At 63.7% G+C, this 16,695-nt stretch carries 25 protein-coding genes; 14 read left to right on the top strand and 11 right to left on the bottom strand.

From position 1 onward, the window contains the following. Nucleotides 1-97: 97 nt before the first annotated feature. The 5 genes from BM083_RS11125 to BM083_RS11145 form a co-directional block, all read right to left on the bottom strand. Nucleotides 98-1,069: a phosphoadenosine phosphosulfate reductase family protein gene (locus BM083_RS11125; protein WP_089869428.1), complete on the bottom strand. Its 972-nt coding sequence runs from the start codon at nucleotides 1,067-1,069 to the stop codon at nucleotides 98-100. Nucleotides 1,070-1,214: 145 nt separating this feature from the next. After that, complete coding sequence (locus BM083_RS11130) at nucleotides 1,215-1,781, bottom strand: DUF7110 family protein (RefSeq protein WP_009366057.1); 567 nt, start codon at nucleotides 1,779-1,781, stop codon at nucleotides 1,215-1,217. Between the two features lie 129 nt (nucleotides 1,782-1,910). Then, the gene (locus BM083_RS11135) at nucleotides 1,911-2,249 is read right to left on the bottom strand and encodes a glutaredoxin family protein (protein ID WP_089869430.1); all 339 of its coding nucleotides are present in this window, start codon (nucleotides 2,247-2,249) and stop codon (nucleotides 1,911-1,913) included. 48 nt (nucleotides 2,250-2,297) lie between these two features. Next, nucleotides 2,298-2,948, bottom strand: a complete 651-nt coding sequence (gene gfcR, locus BM083_RS11140; protein ID WP_009366055.1) for a transcriptional regulator GfcR — start codon at nucleotides 2,946-2,948, stop codon at nucleotides 2,298-2,300. Next, complete coding sequence (locus BM083_RS11145) at nucleotides 2,935-4,011, bottom strand: glucose 1-dehydrogenase (protein ID WP_009366054.1); 1,077 nt, start codon at nucleotides 4,009-4,011, stop codon at nucleotides 2,935-2,937. Before BM083_RS11145 ends, gfcR begins: the two co-directional genes overlap by 14 nt. A 244-nt stretch (nucleotides 4,012-4,255) precedes the next feature. Here BM083_RS11145 and BM083_RS11150 point away from each other — a divergent pair, with 244 nt between their 5' ends. From BM083_RS11150 to psmA, 4 genes are read left to right on the top strand one after another with little or no spacing between them, the layout of a single operon-like run. Next, nucleotides 4,256-4,951 carry an RNase P subunit p30 family protein gene (locus BM083_RS11150; protein WP_009366053.1) on the top strand — a complete coding sequence of 232 codons (696 nt, stop codon included), beginning with the start codon at nucleotides 4,256-4,258 and terminating at the stop codon, nucleotides 4,949-4,951. Beyond that, nucleotides 4,935-5,570, top strand: coding sequence for a class I SAM-dependent methyltransferase (locus BM083_RS11155; protein ID WP_089869432.1), 636 nt, complete (start codon nucleotides 4,935-4,937; stop codon nucleotides 5,568-5,570). Before BM083_RS11150 ends, BM083_RS11155 begins: the two co-directional genes overlap by 17 nt. Continuing rightward, nucleotides 5,567-6,046 carry an Rpp14/Pop5 family protein gene (locus BM083_RS11160; RefSeq protein ID WP_009366051.1) on the top strand — a complete coding sequence of 160 codons (480 nt, stop codon included), beginning with the start codon at nucleotides 5,567-5,569 and terminating at the stop codon, nucleotides 6,044-6,046. The genes BM083_RS11155 and BM083_RS11160 overlap by 4 nt, the downstream gene beginning before the upstream one ends. A gap of 6 nt (nucleotides 6,047-6,052) precedes the next feature. Then, nucleotides 6,053-6,814, top strand: a complete 762-nt coding sequence (gene psmA, locus BM083_RS11165; protein ID WP_089869434.1) for an archaeal proteasome endopeptidase complex subunit alpha — start codon at nucleotides 6,053-6,055, stop codon at nucleotides 6,812-6,814. 54 nt (nucleotides 6,815-6,868) lie between these two features. Here psmA and BM083_RS11170 read toward each other — a convergent pair whose 3' ends face one another. The 6 genes from BM083_RS11170 to gvpA form a co-directional block, all read right to left on the bottom strand. Then, nucleotides 6,869-7,330 carry a cupin domain-containing protein gene (locus BM083_RS11170; RefSeq protein ID WP_089869436.1) on the bottom strand — a complete coding sequence of 154 codons (462 nt, stop codon included), beginning with the start codon at nucleotides 7,328-7,330 and terminating at the stop codon, nucleotides 6,869-6,871. 92 nt (nucleotides 7,331-7,422) lie between these two features. Further along, a complete protein-coding gene (locus BM083_RS11175; protein WP_009366048.1) occupies nucleotides 7,423-7,776 on the bottom strand; it encodes a helix-turn-helix transcriptional regulator in 354 nt (117 codons plus the stop codon). A 57-nt stretch (nucleotides 7,777-7,833) separates the two neighbouring features. Next, nucleotides 7,834-8,586, bottom strand: coding sequence for an NRDE family protein (locus BM083_RS11180; protein ID WP_089869438.1), 753 nt, complete (start codon nucleotides 8,584-8,586; stop codon nucleotides 7,834-7,836). Nucleotides 8,587-8,641: 55 nt separating this feature from the next. After that, complete coding sequence (locus tag BM083_RS11185; RefSeq protein WP_089870065.1) at nucleotides 8,642-9,628, bottom strand: MBL fold metallo-hydrolase; 987 nt, start codon at nucleotides 9,626-9,628, stop codon at nucleotides 8,642-8,644. A gap of 57 nt (nucleotides 9,629-9,685) precedes the next feature. Next, on the bottom strand, nucleotides 9,686-10,270 hold the full coding sequence (gvpO, locus tag BM083_RS11190) for a gas vesicle protein GvpO (RefSeq protein WP_281244179.1): 585 nt from the start codon (nucleotides 10,268-10,270) through the stop codon (nucleotides 9,686-9,688). 72 nt (nucleotides 10,271-10,342) lie between these two features. Then, the gene (gvpA, locus tag BM083_RS24135; RefSeq protein ID WP_049893539.1) at nucleotides 10,343-10,654 is read right to left on the bottom strand and encodes a gas vesicle protein GvpA; all 312 of its coding nucleotides are present in this window, start codon (nucleotides 10,652-10,654) and stop codon (nucleotides 10,343-10,345) included. A gap of 120 nt (nucleotides 10,655-10,774) precedes the next feature. On the opposite strand from gvpA, the gene BM083_RS11200 reads away from it, so the two are divergent. From BM083_RS11200 to BM083_RS11245, 10 genes are all read left to right on the top strand, one after another. Further along, nucleotides 10,775-11,398: a GvpL/GvpF family gas vesicle protein gene (locus BM083_RS11200; protein WP_089869440.1), complete on the top strand. Its 624-nt coding sequence runs from the start codon at nucleotides 10,775-10,777 to the stop codon at nucleotides 11,396-11,398. A gap of 1 nt (nucleotide 11,399) precedes the next feature. Next, the gene (gene gvpG, locus BM083_RS11205; protein ID WP_009366042.1) at nucleotides 11,400-11,651 is read left to right on the top strand and encodes a gas vesicle protein GvpG; all 252 of its coding nucleotides are present in this window, start codon (nucleotides 11,400-11,402) and stop codon (nucleotides 11,649-11,651) included. Continuing rightward, on the top strand, nucleotides 11,648-12,178 hold the full coding sequence (gvpH, locus tag BM083_RS11210; protein WP_089869443.1) for a gas vesicle protein GvpH: 531 nt from the start codon (nucleotides 11,648-11,650) through the stop codon (nucleotides 12,176-12,178). The genes gvpG and gvpH overlap by 4 nt, the downstream gene beginning before the upstream one ends. Next, nucleotides 12,171-13,328, top strand: a complete 1,158-nt coding sequence (locus tag BM083_RS11215) for a hypothetical protein (protein ID WP_143085716.1) — start codon at nucleotides 12,171-12,173, stop codon at nucleotides 13,326-13,328. The genes gvpH and BM083_RS11215 overlap by 8 nt, the downstream gene beginning before the upstream one ends. After that, complete coding sequence (gene gvpJ / locus BM083_RS24075; protein ID WP_089869446.1) at nucleotides 13,321-13,734, top strand: gas vesicle protein GvpJ; 414 nt, start codon at nucleotides 13,321-13,323, stop codon at nucleotides 13,732-13,734. The genes BM083_RS11215 and gvpJ overlap by 8 nt, the downstream gene beginning before the upstream one ends. Then, on the top strand, nucleotides 13,721-14,047 hold the full coding sequence (gvpK, locus tag BM083_RS11225; RefSeq protein WP_089869447.1) for a gas vesicle protein GvpK: 327 nt from the start codon (nucleotides 13,721-13,723) through the stop codon (nucleotides 14,045-14,047). The genes gvpJ and gvpK overlap by 14 nt, the downstream gene beginning before the upstream one ends. Next, nucleotides 14,040-14,867: a gas vesicle protein GvpL gene (gene gvpL, locus BM083_RS11230; protein ID WP_089869449.1), complete on the top strand. Its 828-nt coding sequence runs from the start codon at nucleotides 14,040-14,042 to the stop codon at nucleotides 14,865-14,867. The genes gvpK and gvpL overlap by 8 nt, the downstream gene beginning before the upstream one ends. After that, on the top strand, nucleotides 14,848-15,087 hold the full coding sequence (gene gvpM / locus BM083_RS11235) for a gas vesicle protein GvpM (RefSeq protein WP_089869451.1): 240 nt from the start codon (nucleotides 14,848-14,850) through the stop codon (nucleotides 15,085-15,087). Before gvpL ends, gvpM begins: the two co-directional genes overlap by 20 nt. A gap of 54 nt (nucleotides 15,088-15,141) precedes the next feature. Then, the gene (locus BM083_RS11240) at nucleotides 15,142-15,531 is read left to right on the top strand and encodes a hypothetical protein (RefSeq protein WP_089869454.1); all 390 of its coding nucleotides are present in this window, start codon (nucleotides 15,142-15,144) and stop codon (nucleotides 15,529-15,531) included. Nucleotides 15,532-15,620: 89 nt separating this feature from the next. After that, on the top strand, nucleotides 15,621-16,694 hold the full coding sequence (locus BM083_RS11245) for a DnaJ domain-containing protein (protein WP_089869455.1): 1,074 nt from the start codon (nucleotides 15,621-15,623) through the stop codon (nucleotides 16,692-16,694). Nucleotide 16,695 lies beyond the last annotated feature (1 nt).

Here is a 16,695-nt window from a genome sequence, read left to right on the forward strand (position 1 = left end):
CGTAGTCACTGCCTAGCACTGGGCACGGCTATGCGGTGCGAAAAACGAGAGGAGACAGCGAGCGTCGCGTGGAGTTTCGGGCGTTACGCGACGAACTTCACATGTAGCCGAGGTCGCGCAGGCGCTCCATCAGGTCTTCTTTGTCCTGGGCGCGGCCGGCGCGTTCGGTCGTGTTGTCGAGGTCCTGCAACCACGCAGGCTCGGAGTCGGCTTTGTCGGTCGAAATCTCGCTGCCGAGCGAGCGGAATCCCTCGAAGTACTTCGGGGAGACCGGGATGTCCTCGTGGGTGAGGCCGTTCGGCAGGTCGTCGTAGTCCTGCGGGACGTAGCCCTCGTCGGGGTACTCTTCGACGGTCTCCGGCACCACGAAGTGCCAGAAGGCCTCCCAGACGTCGGCCTCGTCGAACTGCAGGATTGGCTGAATGCGGTCGTGCGGCGGGTAGATTTCGGGGTCGTGACGCGGACTGAAGAACGTCTCGTCGGCACGGGCCTCCTGCTCGTCCCAGCGGATGCCGGAGATGATGCCGTCGATGTCGTACTCTTCGAGTGCGTCGTTGAGTGCGACGGTCTTCAGCAGGTGGTTGCCGACGTACGTGTCGAGCAGGAACGGGAAGCTGTCCTCCTCGTACTCAAGGATGTTACGGACGTGGTGCTGGTTGTGCTCGCTGAGTGCGTCGATCGGGATGTCGTCGCCGGGTTCGAGGTCGTTCTCCTCGACGTAGTTCCCGATGTCCGTGTTGCGCGCGTAGACGACTTCGAGGTCCCACTCGTCGGCCCAGTGTTCGACGAAGTCCATCAGTTCGTCGAAGTGCTGGTAGTGGTCGATGAACACCGTCGGCGGGAGTTCGAGGTCGTAGCGCTCTGCGACTTCCTTCACGAAGTAGAGCGTGAGCGTCGAGTCCTTGCCACCGGTCCACATCACGGCGGGGTTCTCGTACTGCTCGAGACCCTGCTTCGTGACTTCGATAGCCTTCTCGAGTTTGTGGTTGATGCTCGGGTAGTCCTCGGCCGTCTCACCTTCACCGTCGGTGTAGTCGACGTCGAGATAGTCCGGGAAGTTCGCTGGCATCGTATAATGAGATATAATTACCAGCCTAAAGTGTCTTTTGCCCACTCGGCTGATTGATGAATGATACCGCCCCGCATGCTCGACGCACGCCGAATTTGCTCGTCTCCCGGGACGAGCGGCCGTCTCGCGGGCGTTCGTCCGAGAGTTAGCTGATGAACTTGTTGTCGCGCCAGTTGACGCCGTTGCCGTTGTTCGAACTCTTCGAGGGGGTCTCGACGACTTCGATGCTCGCCGGCCGGTCGTCGCCCTCGACGATACGCGTCGCCTGCAGGTCACCGTCGACTTCGGTGATGGCGGTCAACGTCCCTTTCTCGGCCTGCCGTGCGAGGTCACGGAGGACGAGGAACATCGGGTACTGCAGCGCCGTGTTCTGGAGCACCGTCTCGCGGTCGCCTTTGAAGCAGGCGAACTCGACGAGTTCGGAGGGAATCTCCTCTTCTTCCTCCTGGCCCCACTGTGGGCCACCCGGCCGCGGTGGCTCCTCCTCGTAGACGCGCGTCTCGGTGACACTCGCCTTCAGTTGTGCCGTCGGAGTGTACTTACTGAGACTTTCGTCCGCCGCCACCGCTTTGATGATGAGTGTGTTGTTTCGTCTCGTGATGTCGATGTCCGCAATCTCCGACGGAAGACTGGGATTGTTCTCGAAGTACGTCTCTACGTCTTCGAGTGGCAGTTCGAGTGTCGAGTGGAGTCGATATACACGGCCTGACATGGGTAACTGGTAGTGGTTGATTGCAACGCCCGCGACGCTAATCCAACTGCACCTACCCGCTTGTTAGGGCTGTAGGCTTATTAGACCTACTCTTTGCTTCGGGAGGTACAGTGGAGACGAGAATCCGGATTATGCGAGCGTCTCTTCTAACTCACCGCGCTCGTCGAGCTCTTCGAGAATGTCGCTGCCGCCGACGAACTCGCCGTCGACGTACGTCTGTGGAATCGTCTCCCACCCGCTGTGGCCTTCGAGGGCCGCACGGTACTGGTCGAGTGCTGGCAGGACGTCGACCGTCTCGAACTCGTCTTCGTACTGGCCGATGAGTTCGAGCGCCTTCATCGAGTAGCCACACTGTGGCATCAGACGGTTCCCCTTCATGAACAGCACGATGTGGTTCTGTTCGATGGTCTCGTCGACGCGTTCTTGGACCTCTTCGGAACTGAGGTCGCTTCCAGGTTGGAAGGTCATACGTCGTCGTAGGAGAGCGAGTCACAAAGGGGTTGCGTCAGCGCTACCTTATTCTTCGTCGCCGACGCGGACGACATTGATGAGCGAGTGGACCGGTACACCGTCGACCTGTTCGACACCCTGCTTGTCGACGATGACCGCGCAGGCGACGGGGTTGCCACCCTCTTCGCGGACGGCCTCGATGGTCTCTTTCATCGTCGTCCCGCTCGTGATGGTGTCGTCGACGATGTAACAGTCGCGGTTACGAATCTGTGCGAAGTTCCGCGAGAAACTCCCACCGAGGTCCTCGATGTCACCCTCCTCCCACTGATGTTTGCGGGGGGCGTACGAACCGAGGTCGGTTTCGAGTTCACGCGAGACGACCGTCGCGAGGGGAACGCCCGCCTTCTCGATACCGACGGTGAGGTCGACTTCTTCGCCCTCTTTCGACAGGAGGTCGGCCATCGCTTGCCCGAGGTACGTCAGTCGCGTGCTGTCGCGGCCGAGCGCACTCCAGTCGACGTGGATGTCGTAGGGGCCGCCGGACGCCGACTCGGAGTCGTCGGTCGACAGTTCGGGCGTACTCGATGCACCGCTCCGCTCGACGAGCCAACTGGCCGTCTCTCGTGAGACGTTCAACTCGTCTGCAATCTCACCTTTCGACAGTCCACGCTCGGCCAACTCCGCGGCACTCGCGATGAGGTCGTCAACGTTCTTCATATGCGCTGAATTGGACGGCGGTTTTTATAATGGTGTCCCCCTCGTCAAACGCTTTCTCGAACTCGTCGATTCCGTAGACGCCGGTGACGAGTTCGTCGAGGAACCACTCGGGCATCTTCGTCAGCGTCCGCGAGGCCGACTCGAAGTGCCGGACGTTGGAGTTGACGCTGCCGACCATCGCCTTGTTGTGCAGGACCATCTCCTCGTGGAACTGCCCGCCGTCGACCTCGAACTCCCACGAACTCGGCACGCCGAGGAGAGCGACGACGCCGTTCGGCGCGAGCGCCTGCACCGACTGGAACGGGTGTTTCGCGTAGCCCGTCGCCTCGTAGACGAAGTCCATCCCCTCGAACTCGTCGGGAACCTCGTCGACCGGCGTCTGCCGGGAGTCGACGTACGTCGCGCCCATCTCTTCGATGATGTCGATAGTCGGGTCCGGTCGGTCACGTCGACCGAGACAGTAGAGACGTTCGTAGTTCTCGTTCTCGTCGAGCATCGCCAGCGTCAGAAGACCGAGACTCCCGTTGCCGAGGACGAGCGCCGACTCGGGGTCCCACGTGAACGACGACCGGGACGCCTCGGCCAGTTCGACCGCCTTCTCCGTAATCGAGATGGGTTCGACGAGGAACCCGACCTCCGCTTGCGACGGCGGGATACGCACGAGCGAGTCCGTCGGACTGGCGAAGTATTCGGCCATGAAGCCGTGTGCCCCGACGATACCGCGTTCGTGATACTGGCCCCCTGGGGCCATGTCGGGTTCGCCGCGTTCGAAGTACTCGTTGGTGCCGTTCGGCGGCCGTCGAACCGTCGGCACGACGATTTCACCCTCACGGAACTCCGTCCCGTTCGGGTCCTCGACGATGCCGACTGCCTCGTGGCCCAGTACGAGGTGGTCTTCGCCCTCGGGTGCGCCGCCGTGGCCACCGTTGATGACCTCGTGGTCGGTCCCGTCGACACCGACGCGAAGGGTCCGAACGAGCACCTCGCCCTCCTGGGGCTCCGGAATCGGCTTCTCGATGACCTCCGGAGTGTTCGTTCCCTCACGCACTGCGATTGCTTTCATGGTACTCTCTGTGAGGGCCACCACCAAAACATTTATTCTATTTTGAGTAAAGACTCCCATGTCTGTGAGCCCCCGGAAGACCCGTCGAGACGGCCGTCTACGGACGAAGGCTGTCGAGCCACCACGTCGGCGCTCACTGCACCCACGTCTCGGTCGGTGGTCACACTCGAACAGTCTCACACCCAAGCAGTGCCGGTCCCTGTGAACCGTAATCACCAAGCCACAGAGTCCTCATCTCTGAGGTATGTACGAGGCGGCCCACGCGTATCCCGACGGAGAGAGCACGGCGGCACGACTCGCCGACACGGCCGCCCGCTACGGATACGACGGACTCGTGGTCCGTGCCCGCGACGCGACGCCGGACTACGAAGCAATCCGTGCGGCCACTCCCATCGACGTCGTCGACGCCGTCGAAGTCGTCGCCGACACGCCCGACAGAGCCAGCGGCGGTATCGGCAACTACCGACCGAAGGCCACGCTCCTCCTCCTGCAGGGTGGGACGAACGCACTCAACCGCTTCGCCGTCGAACAGGAACGCGTCGACGTGCTCACCCGACCGATGGCACACGACGGGGACTTCAATCACGTCCTCGCACGCGCGGCACGCGAGAACGGCGTCCGCGTCGAGTTCGACCTCGGACCCGTCCTCCGACTCGACGGCGGTCACCGGGTACAGGCGATTCGCAACCTCAGAAAACTCCGCGAACTCGTCGACCACTACGACGCTCCGTACGTCGTCAGCGGCACGCCCCGCTCGCATCTCCAACTTCGCGCTTCGCGAGAACTCGTCGCCGTCGGCGAGACCATCGGTTTCTCTGCCGACCAGATTCGAGAGGGCCTCGCGGAGTGGGGTCGACTCGCCGAGCGCAACCGTCGACTGACGTCCGAGTCGTTCATTGCCCCGGGTGTCGAAAAGGCCAGCCATGAAGAAGACGATTGAGGAACACGCCGACCGCTTCTCCCAGATAGCCGCCGACTACGACGAGACACAGTCCAGCGACGAGTACAGAGCCTGCGCGTCGCTCGTCGTCGACCACGCCGACCCGACGCCCGACGACGTCGTCTTGGACCTCGGGACGGGTACGGGAGCCATCGCCCTCGCACTCGCCCCGAGGGCGAAACGCGTCGTCGGCCGCGACATCAGCGAAGGGATGATGGAACAGGCCCGGAAGAAAGCTGAGAAAGAAGGTCTCGATAACGTCGAGTTCGGCGAGGGCCGGTTCCGTGACCCGAACTACGACGGCGAGGTGGACATCGTCGTCTCGAACTTCGCGATGCACCACCTCTCGGACGAGGAGAAACGCGAGGCGATTCAGACCATTGCGGACCTCGGTCCCCGTCGATTCGTCCTCGGCGACGTGATGTTCTTCGGCGAACCGAACCCCGACGAGCCGTTCTACAGTCCCGAAGTCGACGACCCGGCGACGGTCGGGATGCTCGCCGACGCGCTCACCGACGCCGGGTTCGCGCTCACGGCCGTCGAGTGTGTCCACGAGCAAGTCGGCGTGTTGGTCGCCGAGCGAGCGGGCGACGGCGACGAGGTTCCGAGCGCCGAATGAAGCATCTCCCGAAGCATATCCGACCGCGATGGCGCTATCTCGCCGTCGAACTGGAGACGTGGCCGGACGCGGACCTCTCGCGCGGGTCGTTCCAACGCGAACTCTGGTTCGCTGCACAGAACTTCGTCGGCGACGCAGGGAGTGCCGACGCCGACCTGACGGTCCTCGACTTTCACTTCTCGGGATGCGTCGGCGAGACGGTGGTCAGAGCCCGTAGAGGCTACGTCTCGGAGGCGCGGGCCGCGTTGGCCTGCATCGACGAAATCTCCGGGCACTCGGTCGGTATCCGGGTTCGCGGTGTCTCCGGGACGGTACGTGCCTGTGAAGAAAGGTATTTACGACGGCCGGCCGGAGTTCCCGAGGAGAGAAGCGTCGTCTTCGCGGATTCCGACCGGACCGCCCTGGCACGAGATACGGTCCTCGATGTGCGTCTCTCGTCGGGGTTCGTGGGAGCGACGGAACTCGATTTCGAGTGATACTCTATGCAGGGACAAGCGCAACAGCAAGCGTACGACCGTGGCATCACCATCTTCTCGCCCGACGGGCGTCTCTACCAGGTTGAGTACGCGCGTGAGGCCGTCAAGCGAGGGACAGCGAGCATCGGCATCCGGACGGCAGACGGCGTCGTCCTCGCGGCCGACAAACGCAGTGGGTCGCCGCTCATGGAACCGTCGAGCGTCGAGAAGATTCACAAAGCCGACGACCACATCGGCATCGCCAGCGCCGGCCACGTCGCCGACGCTCGCCAGCTTATCGACTTCGCCCGCCGCCAGGCACAGGTCAACCACCTGCGCTACGGCGAGGCTATCGGCATCGAGACGCTGACGAAGGAGATCACCGACCACATCCAGCAGTACACGCAGGTCGGTGGCGCTCGTCCGTTCGGTGTCGCCCTCCTCATCGCGGGTGTCGAGAAGGGCACGCCGCGTCTCTACGAGACGGACCCCTCGGGGACGCCCTACGAGTGGAAGGCCGTCTCTATCGGCGCCGACCGTGCGGAGATTCGCGACTACCTCGAAGAGAACTACCGCGAAGATATGGACCTCGACGCCGGCATCGGCCTCGCCGTCGAAGCCCTCGGCGAAGTGAACGAAGACGGACTCGCACCCGACGGCATCGGTGTCGCCACCGTCGACGTCGAGACCGAGCAGTTCAGCCAACCCTCCACGGAGGAACTCGAAGAGATCCTCTCCGAGCACGACGTGCTCGCGAGCGAGGGCGACGCTGCAGAAGAAGAAGAGTAAGTCACTCACCGACGTCCAAGTTTTTCCCGTTTCGTTCGACGCGCTCGCGACTAGTCAGTCGTACCGACCGGTCTCCGTGTTGCAGACGGCACAGTAGAACACGACACCGTCACCCATCGGTTCGGGGTCGGCGGGCGTTCGCTCGCCGCAAGCCGGGCAGTCTCGGCGGAGGTCGGTCGGTCCCTGTTCGAACGGTGCGCCGATAGCGAGTACGACCAGTCGCTCCTCGCCGCGATTCGACCCCTGTTGCCACTCTCCCGGGGCGAACCGTATCAGTTCGCCAGCGTCGACGGTGACGGTTTCTGCCTCCGTCTCGAACGTCGCAGTTCCCGAGAGGACGTAGAACACCTCCTCCTGCTCGTGATGGCGATGATAACAGTAGCCGATTGGCTCGCCGGGGGCGCGCTCGAAGTAGTTGAGAGCGACGCCCATCACACCGAGCGACTCTGAGAGCGACTTGAACACGCGGGCCGAACCGGCGGCGTCGTCACCGACCTCGGTCGTGGTGATTTTCATCGCCGAGAAGACGGCCGTCGTGCTGATAAATCGCGTCGTCTGTGAGACTGCAAAAACGGGGAGTCGAATCTCGGTGAGTCGAGAAGGGGCCGTCAGTAGTCGTCGTACGCGAGGTTCATCAGCCACTGCGAGAAGGCGTCGCTGTTGGCGTTGATCTCCTCTTCACCGATGAACGGCGAGAGCATGTCGCCCGCCATGAGCAGGGCGAAATCGAGGTCTTTGGCCGCAGGCTGGAGGTAGTAGGTGTTGTGTCCGTTGTAGACCGTATCCTCGCGCTCGATGAGACCCGTCGAGGCCAGCGCTTCGGCGATGCGACTGCCCTTCCGAGAGGAGACGTCTAGCTCCTTCCAGAAGTCGCTCTGGTGGATGCCACCCGACTGGCGGATGAGTTCCAGTCCCGCACGCTCGTCCTCCGAGAGTTCGGCTTCCGCTTCGGAGACGCTCACGCAAACCACCCCGGCGTCGTGTGCTCGCTCATACGTCTACAACGAAGTGGCTCCTCCTTATACTTGGCTTTCCACCGCTAGATACTCCGTCTCGCAGGGTGGCCCCGGCGCGAACTGATAGCGCGCTCGAAGCGACCCGTCCGTGTCTCGGCCGAGTGTGATGAGCGACGACGAGCGTGTCCCGTACCGGTCGGCGTGGATGCACACGCCGTACTCGTGGTCGCCGAGGACTCCGGCGGCGCGTTCGACCCACTCGTCTCCCGTCTCGCCGTCTTCGGGTCGGAGCGCCTCTCGCACCGCACGGGCGTTCGCCGCCTGTTGTCGACCGATGTCTGGTCGCCTATCCGGGACGAAAAAGGAGTCGTCGGTGCCGACGTTGACGACGACGTGGACGCCCGGTTCGTACTGGCGGACGTGAAGGTGGCCGTCCCACTCCAGGAGGTAGGCGGCGTCGGCGTCGGCGACGACGAGGTTAAACCCCTCGTACTCGTGGTCCTTCACCGCCTCCTCGACGAGTTCGAGTGCGGCCTCGGCGCTCTCTCGACGCAACGCGTCGCGGACGAGCAGTCCCCGAGAACGCTCGCTCTTCAGTCCCGTCACCCAGCGGTTGGTGACGCCGACGAAGAGGCCGTGCTCGTTGTACCCGACCCACGTTCCGCCCGCTTCGACGTCTCTCGGCGCGACGACGCCGGGGTCGTCTTCGATCTTCGCAGGCGCTTCGGCGGGCCGGTCGAGTGCCTCGTCGCGATTGGCGGCGACGACGACGGGAGCCTCGTCGAACACCTGCCACGCGATGGTGAGTGTGCACACGAGGAGGCCTACGAGCGGCGCGAAAATAACGGTGGCTGGTGCAGTGGGTGAGGAGTCAGGAGCGACTCTCGACGACGGGGAACAGCGCGTCGACGTCGACGTTCTCGTCGGTCAACTCGTACTCGTGGCCGTCGCGTTCGACGACGCCGTGGTGTGCGAGGTGGTCGAGGTGCGCGTAGGCTTCGCCGGGACCGTGGAGGATGTGGATGTTCTCCAACTCGCCGAACAGGTGCGCGCTGACCGTCCACGTGTCGCAGGAACCGTGTTCTTCGAGCACGCCGACGACGTTCTCCGTTCGCTCGCGGTGGTGGTCGAGAATCGTCAGTGCGCGCGCCGCGGGTTCGTCGATGACGTCGCGGTGGCCGGGCCACGCGCGTTCGAGGTCCATCTCGACGAGTCGGAGGAGGCTGTCGACGTACTGCGCGAGCGGTGAGTCGACTCGCAAATCCGCGCCGCCGACGTTCGGGGTATATTTTGGCAAGATAGCGTCGCCGACGAACGCCTCTCGGCCCTCGTCGCCGTCGAAGCCGAACGCCGCGAGTCCGGCGGCGTGTCCCGGCAGGTGGACCGCCTCGAAAGTTTGGCCGTTCACGTCGAACGTGTCGCCGTCGACGAAGGGAGTGACGTCCACGTCCTCGCCCGCGAGTTCGTCGTGGAAGTCGAGGAAGTCGAGCAGTTCTTCGCGTGGGCCTTCGGGCATGTTCCAGTCGCCGAGTGCGTCGAGGAGGAGGTCGCTGTGTGCGCTCACGACCGTCTCGTCGCCGGCGACGAGGGCGGCGTCGTCTTCGTGGACGTGGACGGTCGCCCCGCTCTCGGCTTGGAGTTCACCGGCCAGTCCGGCGTGGTCGTGGTGCCAGTGCGTGAGAAAGATGTCGTCGATGTCGGCGGCGGTCAGGTCGTGGGCCGCGAGGCCGTCGCGTAACTGCTCGCGGACGTCCGGGAGTGCGACACCGGCGTCGACGAGGACCGTTCGGTCACCGTCGAGGAGGTAGACGTCGTTTTTCCCCTCGAAGACGGTGTTCCCTAACTGGATTCGCTTCACGTTCGGCGAGAAGAAGGGAAGAACCATGAGGGTTCCCCATTGCGGTCGTCGCCGTGGTCAGAACTCGTCGGGGTTCGACTCGGTCCGTCGGTAGCGGTTGACGCGACGGTAGCCCGTCAGCGTGCCAGCTTCGTCGAACTCTATCTCGTACCGCCCGAGGATGTCTTGGGTGTCCGGGACGGATTTTCGTTCGATCATCTCGACGACGGCGACCCACTCGTCGCCACGTTTCGTCACTTCGATGACGCCGTCGAGGTCACGACTGATGAGTTCCGGTGCCAACTCGACCGTCTCGTTACGGATTTCGATGAGCCCGGGCGCCCCCGACGACTCGGTGTTCGTGGTCGTCGCGGTGTCGTCGCTGTCTTCGTCGGCGTCGTCAGCGTCGTTCTCGTCTGCGTCGTTGCTCTCGTCGGCCGACCCGTCGTCGCCTTCGTTCGCTTCTGCGTCGTCACCATCGACCACAGCGAGGAGTTGCGACGCCGTCGCCGCGCCGATACCCTCGATGTCGTAGAGGTCGGTTCGCTCCATCGTGCGGAGGTCACCGACGGTATCGATACCCGCCTCTCGGAGCGTATCTGCTGTCTTTGGGCCGATACCGTCGATTGATTCGATGTCTGCGTCGTCAGTGTCCGATGTCACGAAAGTAACCCTCGTCTATGGTACGTGGTGCGTAGGTGCGTAAGTGTGTGGTCAGCGAGACGCCTTCGGTGCTTAGGAGGCGTCGACGCCTGCCCGTGTCTTCTCGATCTTCTGTTCGTGTTTGCGGGCCGAAGTCGTCTCGATTTCGAGGTCTTGGATGTCGTCCAAGTCGCCAGTTTGGGTGGCTTGCTCTATCTTCGATATCTCTGATGCGTACGTCAGGAAGGTGTCGACGGATGCGGCGACGACACGTGCTTCGACGGTCAGAATCTCGATACCGACGACCGACACGCGCGCCCAGATGTCGATGACGATCCCCTTGTCGAGGATACGGTCGAGCACGTCTGCGAGGCTTGAGGAGTTCGGTGATGCTGTCGAAGGCATAGTTGGGCCAACACAATCGGATGGCATAACTACTCTGGCCAAATGCGACGACGACGTTCTGTTCTATCGGCCACAAACGCTACCCGTGCGTTCGGAGAAGAGTCAACGATAGCGCCGCCCATGAGTGAACATCTCTACACCTACGGCGTCGTCGACGACGACGAGTTCGAGTTGGCCATCGAAGGCGTCGACGGCGGTACTCCGATTCGAACGGTCTCGTACCGTTCGCTCACCGCCATCGTCAGCGACATCGACACGCTCGAACCAGAACGCTCGGACGAGAACGTCCGACGACACGACGACGTCCTCAGAGAAGTCATCGAATCCGCCGACGGCCGCACCGTCGTCCCGATGCAGTTCGGGATGGTGTTCAAGAGCGGACGGACGCTCAAGAGCGTCCTCCGCAGCGGTCGACGTGCGTTCAGAAAAGCCCTCCTCGACGTCGACGGGATGGTCGAACTGGGCGTGAAAATCGTCGTCGACGAGGGAGCGACGGTCGACGACGACACCGTCGCCGACATCGCCGAACGCCTCGCGGCGGCCGCCGAACGCGACGTGGAGAACGACCTGTTCAGCGACCGACTGTGCATGAACCGTTCGTATCTCGTCGCCTACGACGACCAAGAGGCGTTCTCGGAAGCCGTACAGGCCGTCCGCGACGACTACGAGGACCTGACCGTCCAGTACAGCGGCCCGTGGGCACCGTACAACTTCGTCGACATCCAGATCGGAGCGGCCCAGTAAGATGCTGCTCGTCGACGACCTGCTCCTCAAGCCGTTCGTCTCACTGCTCAACACCATCCACTCGATGGCCATCCAGGAGATGTACGACGTCTCCAGGATTCGTGACGAACTCAAGGAGAACCAGTTGCTGTACGAACTCGGCGAGCGCCCCGAAGCGACCTACCGAGAACGACGCACCGAACTCGAAGCCCAACTCGACGTCGCGGAGGCGGCCCACGAGAACCTCTCGGGCCGAGTCGAGGTGAAGCGATGACGCCCGGCCGGTCGGACACGAATCGAGACGACAGCCGAGACGAGGAGCGTCCCGCCGGCGGCGACGGCATCCTTGGTTCGCTCCGTCGGTTCTTGGAGACGCTCGACCAGATGAGCGAGAATGGAGAGTCGGTCCGTCACGGCCGGGCCGTCTCCGACCGCGGAACGGTCGACTACTCGATTCGGATCGGTTCGATTCGCGACCCGGAGCACGACGAACTGAGCGGGCGGCCGTCGAACGCGGAGGTGTCTCCGGAGTCACCAGTGAACGTTCGCGAGACCGACGAGGGAGTCGTCGTCCACCTCGACTTACCGGAAGTGGAGGGCGAGACGGTCGCTGCCGGTGTCGACGGACGAACGCTCGTCGTCGGCGTCGACAACAACGTCTACAAACGCATCAGACTGCCACGCTACGGGTTGACCGTCATCGCTGGCGCGTACCGAAACGGGATACTCGAACTCCATCTCGAAGACGGCGGCGATGGCGACGACGGCGACGACACAGCGGAGACCCAGACCCATGAGTGACGAGACAGACCAGACAGACGACGCCGACGAACAGACGACGGACGCACACGACGCCGAGGAGTCCACGGACGACTCCACGGAGTCGACGGACGGAGAGAGTGCCGAGAGCGAGAACGAGGAGTCCGACGAGAGTCGCGAGAACAGTGAAAGCGACGTCACCGACGTCGTCACCGTCGAACACGCACCCGACGCCGTCGAAGACGCAGCGGAGACGGCCGTCGACACCGTCACCGATGCGGGTGAACTGGTCGAAGAGGCCCAGTCGCTCTTGCGGAAACTGGCCGGTCTCGACGACGACCCGGAGTCTCACGAACGGGCCCAAGAACTCCTCGACGACCTGCACCTCGTCGCCGACGAAGCAGAAGACGTACTCGGAACCATCAACTTCGAGGAACTGCCCAACGCAATCGACGCCAGCGAAATGCCGGACACCGTCGACGCCGACGAACTCCCCGACGCCGTGACCAGCGGCGACCCGACGAAGGCCGTCGAACTGCGGAACCTCAACGAACTCGTCAAACTCACCGACCTCTGGGACGCGGTCGACGTCCGCGAGTTCTGGCGAAACAAGCGCGAGTTCGACGAGGCCGTCGACGGACTGTTCGACCGAGAGGCCGGCGACGAGGCGGACGACAGTCTGTTGGACGACATCTTCGACCGCCTCAGTGAGTCCGGTGAGGGAAGCGAAGAGAGCGACGCGGACGACGGGTTTCTCGACCGCGACAGCGGTCTCTTCGGCGACGAAGCGGACGAAGATGAAGAGACGGCGGCCGAGGCGGAAGACGACGAGTCGTCGTTGTCGAAACCCGAACTCGGCATGTTGGAGACCGACGAGTCGAAGCAGGCGGCCATCCAGAAGAAGATAAGCGAGTCGGTCGCCGACTTCCGAGGGAGCATCCTCGACGCTCGTGAACGACTGACCGAAGTCGTCGAGAAGAACCAAGAACGGACCGAGTCGGCGGGTCAACCGAACTCGCGGAACCCGACCGCCGTCTCGACGATGCCCACCTCGCGGGCGGACTTAGGCGGGTCGACCCGCTACTCGACCGTCCCCGAGGAGACCCGCTACTCGACCGCTCCGAACCGACCCCGAATCTACGGACAGCGGTTCGACGACGCGAAAGAACGAACGGAGAACGACGATGAATAACGGAACAGCCCCAACCAGACAGAAGGACAGCCTCGCCGACGTCGTGGAGATGCTCCTCGACAAAGGCGTCGTCATCAACGCAGATATCGCCGTCACGGTCGGCGAGACGGAACTGCTCGGTATCAAACTCCGCGCAGCCATCGCCTCGTTCGAGACGGCCTCGCAGTACGGTCTGGAGTTCCCCGAAGGAACCGACATGGAGCGTGTCGAGGCCGCCTCTGGACGAGGTGAGATAGGGAAACCGCCCGAGCGAGGGTTGACGGTTCGGGCGGGAGCGACCGACTCGGACGAACCCGACGACGAGACGAGCGAAGTAGTGGCCGACGACGCGAGTGAGGACACGGCCGACGAGGAGTCGACGGCCGAGACGGAGAGCGCGAACGCATCCGCCGATGACGACAATTGACATCGACGGCGAGGAGGCGACGAACGGCCTGACGACGCTCGTCGTCACCGTCGTCGAACTGCTCGTAGACGCGCTCGAACGCGAAGCTATCCGCCGGATGGAGTCGGGGTCGCTCACGGACGACGAGATAGAGCGACTCGGCCAGCAACTCGCGGCGATGGAAGACGAACTGGAGCGCCTCAAAGACGACCAGGACATCGACGACGACGTGGCTCGCCTGCGCGGCGACTTGGACTCGCTCGTCTCCGACGCCGTCCAGCAACTGGACCACGACCAGCGCGGTGCGATGCTGGGGGGCATGCGTCATGAGTGAGTCTCCTGCCGACTTCGAGACGGGACGATATCTCTACTGTGTCGCCCTCGACGACGAGGGGACGTCGCTGTCGACGACGGGCCTCGACGACGAACCGGTGCGAGTCGTCCGCGAGGCCGGACTCGTCGCCGTCGTCCACGACTGTACCTCGCTCTACGACTCGGACTCCGCGACGCAGATTCAACGGTGGATACTCACCCACCAGTCCGTCGTCGACGACGCGGGCGAGGCGTTCGGCACGCCGCTTCCGTTCCAGTTCGACACCATCGTCCGCGGCGACGACGAGGCACTACGGTCGTGGCTCAGTGACGAAGCCGAGACGCTGACCGACCACCTCGACGCCCTTGCTGGACGCTGGGAGTACCGCATCGAAATCGTCTGGGACGAGGCGGCCGCTCGCGAGGAGTTGGAGGAAGCCGACGACGAACTTCGGGACCTCGCCGAGCGCCGCGAGGAAGCCAGCGAGGGGACACAGTTCCTCTTGAACAAACAGTACGAGTCGCGTCTCGACCAACTGGTGAGCGAACAGCGTCGCGCGGAGGCGGCGGACCTCGCCGACCGACTCTCCGGCGAGGTGACGGACCTCGTCGACCTCGGCGAACGGTCGACGGTCGGGTTGGACATCGGCGGCGCAGACGAGGACGTCGACGTGCTCGCCCGGTTCTCCGTCCTCGCCACGGACGACGAACAGGAGGCCGTCGGCTTGCTCCTCGACGACGTCGCGGCCGACCCGGGTATCGAAGTCCGATTCACCGGGCCGTGGCCGCCGTACACCTTCACGCCCGAACTGGGAGGGGGCGATGCGCCCGACGAAGTCTGAGGACGACGCGTTGGTGGACCTCGTCGACGTCATCCTGCGGAAGGGTGCGGTCATCGAGGCGGACGTCGTCATCGCCGTCGCCGACATCCCGCTCGTCGGCCTGAAACTCCGTGCCGCACTCGCTGGGATGACGACGATGACCGAGTACGGCATCTTCGAGGAGTGGGACGAGGCACAACGCCTCCGCCACCGCGAGGGTGTGGACCGCCGCGTCGAGTAGGCGGTGTGTGCCGCAACCGGGGACCACTTTGACCGTCGTCCCGTCGATTCGAGTATGACCGACTACCAGCCCGGTGTCTGCAACATCGGTCCCGCCGAACAGCGAAAACGGTCCGCTCTCGGTGCACTCGCGTCGCTCGCGACCCTCCTCGTCGTGCTTGCAGTCCTCGCGACCGACATTTCACGGTTCGTCCTGCTCGTGACGGTCGTTTCGCTCTTCGTCGTCGCCGAGGGATTTCTCCAAGCACAGACCGGATTCTGCCCTCGGTTCGCGTCGACCGGCGTCTACGACGTGAGCGACGACGGCACCGAGCGTCGACAGGTCACGGACGCGGACGACCACGCTACCGACCGGCGACGAGCGCGGAGATTCCACCTTCAGTCTGCGGGACTCGCCATCGTCGGGACCGGTGTCGTCGTCGCCGTCGGCGTTCTCGTGCCGTAACGTTCTCCAGAATTTACTAATCCTTCGCAGTTGGTTCAGTACCCCGATACATTGAAACAGGGGCATGTCGTAGCCGTCTCCGTCCAGGGATGCCCGAAAACTTCTACGACCTGCTCGGCGTCGACGAGGACGCGACGAAAACGGACCTGAAGCGCGCGTACCGACAGCGTGCCCGCGAGTACCATCCGGACGTCAACGCCGACGACCGGGCAGGGACACAGTTCAAGACGGTCCGCCGGGCGTACGACGTGCTCCGCGACGAGACGGAACGCTCGGCGTACGACCGACTGGGCCACGAGACGTACGTCCGAAAACGGATGAACGGGCTTCCCTCCTCACCCGGCGAGTCGGCGACCACCTCCGCTTCCGCTTCCGCTTCGAGTTCGACGCAGTCGTCTTCGTCCTCCCAGTCCTCGAACGCCTCGACGACTTCGAGTAGTTCGACGTCGTCACAGTCGTCGAAAACCTCGAAGCAGTCGAAGCAGTCGAAGCAGTCGAAGACCTCGAAATCGTCTCGGGCTCAGTCGTCTCAGCGTTCTACGTCGTCGCAGTCGGCGTCGAACTCCTCGTCGAGTGGGCGTCGAACACGACAGCAATCGACGGCGTCCAGGAGTTCCACGAGTCCGTCCGGGCAGACCGGAACCGACCGAACCACGTCGTCGCGGACGACGCGCACTTCCAGTACGACACAGTCGTCGTCCGGCCGACGAACTCGACTCCGGAACCGGTGGCTCGGGGTTTTTCTCGCACTCTCCATCTACGTCGCCGGATTCGCGCAGTTCGTCGCGGCGAACCTCTCGGCCATCGATGCGCTTCTCGCACGACTCACGTCCGACCCCGCGTCGGCGCTGACGGCTGGGTGGGGTTTCGGCGACCCGACGGCGTACGTTCAGACGCTCGTCGCCGACCCATCACTCGTCCTTTTGTTTCCGCTCGGCGCCGTCCTCCTCCCGGTTGCGCTGGCGACGACCGTCCTCAAGTTCGGCCGCGGTGCCGCGTGGTTCTACCTCCTCGGTGCAGTCGGCCCGCTTGTGGGTTTCGCCGCCGGTCCGGTGCTCCCAGAGATGGCCGGTGTCGACCTCGCGCTGTTCGTCGTCCTCCCGTTGCTGGCCGCACTGGTGTTTCTCGGTGACGTCGGTCGGTATCTCGTGGCGACACGCTAAC

This window comes from Halogranum rubrum (genome assembly GCF_900114455.1).
Taxonomy (GTDB): Archaea; Halobacteriota; Halobacteria; order Halobacteriales; family Haloferacaceae; genus Halogranum; species Halogranum rubrum.